The 3,710-nt window shown below is 71.3% G+C and carries 5 protein-coding genes; 2 read left to right on the top strand and 3 right to left on the bottom strand.

The annotated features are described in order from the left end of the window. Positions 1-90: 90 nt before the first annotated feature. Positions 91-1,506 (bottom strand): hypothetical protein, encoded by a 1,416-nt coding sequence (locus tag ACWFR1_RS40040; RefSeq protein WP_453560942.1) that lies wholly within the window; start codon positions 1,504-1,506, stop codon positions 91-93. 328 nt (positions 1,507-1,834) lie between these two features. Here ACWFR1_RS40040 and ACWFR1_RS40035 point away from each other — a divergent pair, with 328 nt between their 5' ends. Next, positions 1,835-2,200 carry a S24 family peptidase gene (locus tag ACWFR1_RS40035; protein WP_453560940.1) on the top strand — a complete coding sequence of 122 codons (366 nt, stop codon included), beginning with the start codon at positions 1,835-1,837 and terminating at the stop codon, positions 2,198-2,200. Between the two features lie 161 nt (positions 2,201-2,361). Here the strand turns inward: ACWFR1_RS40035 and thpR are convergent, their stop codons facing one another. After that, positions 2,362-2,961, bottom strand: coding sequence for an RNA 2',3'-cyclic phosphodiesterase (thpR, locus tag ACWFR1_RS40030; protein WP_453560937.1), 600 nt, complete (start codon positions 2,959-2,961; stop codon positions 2,362-2,364). A gap of 136 nt (positions 2,962-3,097) precedes the next feature. On the opposite strand from thpR, the gene ACWFR1_RS40025 reads away from it, so the two are divergent. Further along, a complete protein-coding gene (locus ACWFR1_RS40025) occupies positions 3,098-3,319 on the top strand; it encodes a hypothetical protein (protein WP_453560935.1) in 222 nt (73 codons plus the stop codon). A 102-nt stretch (positions 3,320-3,421) separates the two neighbouring features. Here ACWFR1_RS40025 and ACWFR1_RS40020 read toward each other — a convergent pair whose 3' ends face one another. Further along, complete coding sequence (locus ACWFR1_RS40020) at positions 3,422-3,592, bottom strand: hypothetical protein (RefSeq protein WP_453560932.1); 171 nt, start codon at positions 3,590-3,592, stop codon at positions 3,422-3,424. Positions 3,593-3,710: the final 118 nt, after the last annotated feature.

Genomic DNA, 3,710 nt, shown 5'->3' with positions numbered 1-3,710 from the left:
GCTGCACACCTACAATCACCACCGCGGACACACCGCGCTCGCAGGCAAACCACCCGCCAGCCGCGTCCCCAACCTCACAGGGCAATACACCTAGGGCCTGTCCGGGAGCGCTTGCGGGGCCGCGAGCGCGCCCGACTCCCCGTCCCGTACGGCCTCCAGGACCATGGCCGCCACCACGTTCATCCGGCGCTCGCGGAGGTCCAGGACGGGAGTCGGGTTCGAGAGGTTGTGGGACGCCAGCAGGTTCATCACGGCCCAGATCACGTCGGGGCGCCCCGCCCGGGGGAGTTCCCGGCCGTCGGGGGTGATGACCGTCGCCGCGGTGGTGCCGGCGAGGAGGTTGGTGCGGGCCCAGTCGACGACGAACGACCCGCCGTTCGGGTCGGCGTAGAGGACGGCCTCCTGGATGCGGTGCAGAACGGCGAGGTAGTCCATCGGCACCGTCAGCCGCCGGTCGGCGTCGAACGGGGCTGTGCCGTCGGCGGGGCGGATGCGCAACACCGTGTCGAGGACCGGCCCGTGGTCCTGGAAGGTGTGCGTGGGGCTCATCTGCAGGAACCGGGCGCGCACGAGCACACCACCTCGGCGCGCCCACCGGCGGCCGACGGTGCCGAACGCCGCTGCCTCGCCCGGGAGACGGTCCACGAGCCACCGGGACTCCTCGCCCGGCTCGGTCACCGGCGCGGGGTCCTCGGCCAGAGCGTGGTCCTGTTCGGCCGCGGCGGCGTAGCGCGCGGCCGTGGGCGCGTCCAGTGTCCGGAGGTCGATCGTGTCGCCGACCATGTCGACGTCTCCGACGTCCAGGGAGATCCGCATGTGCCGGAGCAGACGGCCGGGGCGGCGCGTCACATCGGTCAGCCGGCCGTCGAGTCCGATGATGCGGCTGGTCCTCGTGCCCGCCAGCAGGGTGCTGCGCGGCCACAGGGGAGTGACCCTCCCGGGCGCCGTCGGATCGGTGGGATCTGATGTACCAGGCGGATCGACCAGGACGGCCAGGCGGCCGGCCGTGACCGCCGACAGACAGAGGGCAGGCACCCGCCACTCGCCCACTACCTCGAACCCGGCAAAGCCGCCGCCGTCATCAGCCCCATCGGACCCGTCGGTCTCCGCGGTGCTGTGCACCCGAAGCCTCAGCCTGACCAGTGGCGTGAACTCGTTGGGCGTGTAAGTGCCGGGGTAACTCGTGTAGGTGGCCTCGCCCTCGGGGCTGTACCGCACGAGCGACGCTTCCAGGATGTCCGCCCGCGCCAACCGCGCCCGAGGATGGCCCAGCGGGGACCGTGGGGCCCACAACACGAAGGTGGAGTCGCCATAGGGAATGTCCGCGTGCTTCTGCCGGTGCCCACGGGTGATGCGGGGGAACTGCCTGCGCGCGGAGTTGACCGCCATGAAGGGGATGGCGACGCAGCAGGCCACTCCGGCGACGAGCGGAATCCAGGCCCAGTCCTCCCCGTGGCTCCAGGCGACGCACCCCACGACGAGTCCGAGCGGCCCGGGGCGCACCACACGGTGGCGAGCAGGAGATTCCCGACGATCACACCGGTATAGCTGCGCACAACTCGCCCCACCCCTGTTCGTCTCTCCGCCCGGCCGACCTGGCGATCGGCGTCGAGCATGAGCGGCTCCCTGCCGAGAAGATAGCCCGGCGGTGAGGACGGCGGACAGGTGACGATGTTCCCGGCATCGGGCGGCCCGTTCGTGACCCGGGGCCGACCACCCCCGACGCCGATCTGCCCGCAGGCGACAAGAGTTGTGGGCGATGGTGCGATCACCGCTGTGGAGACGGAGAAGTAAATCGGTGGGGTGATCCAGCGGAATCTGCCACGATCGTCGGATGGGTGCATGGGATGCGGTGGCGGGCAGGGTTGCCGGCGGCGCCACCGTGGCGTTCCGGCCCAGCGGTTCCTCGATGGTTCCGCTGATACGCAGTCGGCAGCAGGTGGTCGTCGCTCCGGTCGACCCGTCGAAGCTGGAGGTCGGGGACATCGTCCTCGCCCGTGTGGCCGGGACGGTCTACCTGCATATGGTGTCGGCCGTGGACGCCGCCAGGAAGCGGGTGCAGATCAGCAGCAACCGTGGCCGCGTCAATGGGTGGACCAGCCACGATCGTGTCTTCGGTATCTGCGTGACCGTCGACGGTGTCACCCGGCCGAGGGCTGAAGGCAAGACGCTCGTGGCCGACTCGTCCGACTCCGCCTGAACCTGACGCGCCGGCGGTATCGGGTCGCGGAAGGGCAGCCCCCTGACGGAGCTGACGGAGCCTCGCCCGGCCCGTACGCCGCTCGGGGCGGATCACCCGCACGCCCCGGTCCCGGTCCCGGTCCGCACCGGGGCCGGGGCTCAGCGCGCCCCGACCTTCGGTCAGGTCCCGTCGAACGTCCAGGCTTCGATGTCGCGGTAGCGGATCGGTGCCGGGCCGCGGCCGAAGTTGCTGCCGACGAGGTGGAGGCGTTCCGTCCGCCATCTGCGGCCGGTGAATCCGGCCAGGAGGGCGGCGCCCTCCATCACGCTCAGGGGATCGTCGCGGCGCGCGCGGGCCAGCGTCAGATGGGGGCGCAGCGGCCGTTCCTGGAAGTCGATGCCGCACTCCCTCACGACGGCACGCACCTCGGCGGCGAGCTCCTGCAGTCCTTCGACGTCCCCGTCGATCCCGCTCCACAGCACCCGGTCGTCGAAGTGCCCCCCGCCGACCAGCCCCAGTTCGAGAGGCGGACGCCTCGCCGCGAGACGCGCGAGCGGGGAGCGGAGCAGCGGTACGGCCGTGACCGGGAGCTCCCCGAGGAACGCCAGCGTGATGTGCCAGTCCTCGATCCGGTTCCACCGCATGCGCGGATACGCGTCGTAGGCCGGGCGCAGCGCGTGGGCCAGCTCGTCCTTGGCCTCGTCGGGCGGCGCGAGAGCGATGAACACGCGCACGGTCGCGTCCTCGGAGTGGACGCCCCCACCAGGTGACTCAGTCATGTTCCGTTCCCCGCTCGTGCCGCGACCCACATTGTTCTTCCATTCTGACGTTCAACAATATTGAACGAGTTGGCTTCAGCGGCGAACATGTGACGGCCAGAGTGCGCGCAGCGCGTTCGAGTTGTCAGGGGGGCACTTGTCGACTGGTGAGGACACGGCGGCGACGCACGGGCGTCATCGCGTATGGAGTGCGGCGGGTGCCGCCGCGCTGGTGGTGATGACGGGATGCTCACGACGGATCGCCTACGACTCGGCCGCCACCCGGCTCTACGACTCCAGCGGCGACGGCGGCCACTTCCTCTACCGGGTCGAGCGGGGCACGGCCCGCTACCTGGCCCGGCTCGACGCCGTCGACTGACCGCCACCACGCCACCTACGCCGCCCCCGCGGCCCTCCCGCCCCCGCGGGCGCCACCTACGCCGCCCCGCCGCCCCTCCCGCCCCCGCGGCCCCCGCACCCCTCAGCCTCCGACGTGCGGCGACCCCTCCGGGGCCTCCGACTCCTCCGGAATGAGCCGGAACTCCTGGAGCAGCTCCCCGATCTCGGTCGCGTCGAGCTTGTGGAGCAGCCGGTCGCGGAGGAACGCCGGCCCGGGCAGGTTCAGCTCCCCGCCGTCGCGCAGCCGGCTCATCGCGGCCAGCGACTTCCGTACGTCATATTGATCCGAAACGCTTTGAGTTCAGGCTCGTTGACGGTGTGTGAGTGATCTGGTGGGGGATGCGCGGGCCTGGTCGCCGGACGCGCAGGAG

The organism is Streptomyces sp. NPDC055103 (assembly GCF_053607625.1).
This window is presented reverse-complemented; position numbering and strand designations above follow the sequence as displayed.

What these genes read in the sequence shown, in the direction of transcription:
- ACWFR1_RS40035 (WP_453560940.1), top strand. Translation starts at nt 1,835, where the DNA reads ATGGGTGCATGGGATGCGGTGGCGGGCAGGGTTGCCGGCGGCGCCACC.
- ACWFR1_RS40020 (WP_453560932.1), bottom strand. Translation starts at nt 3,592, where the DNA reads ATGAGCCGGCTGCGCGACGGCGGGGAGCTGAACCTGCCCGGGCCGGCG.
- thpR (WP_453560937.1), bottom strand. Translation starts at nt 2,961, where the DNA reads ATGACTGAGTCACCTGGTGGGGGCGTCCACTCCGAGGACGCGACCGTG.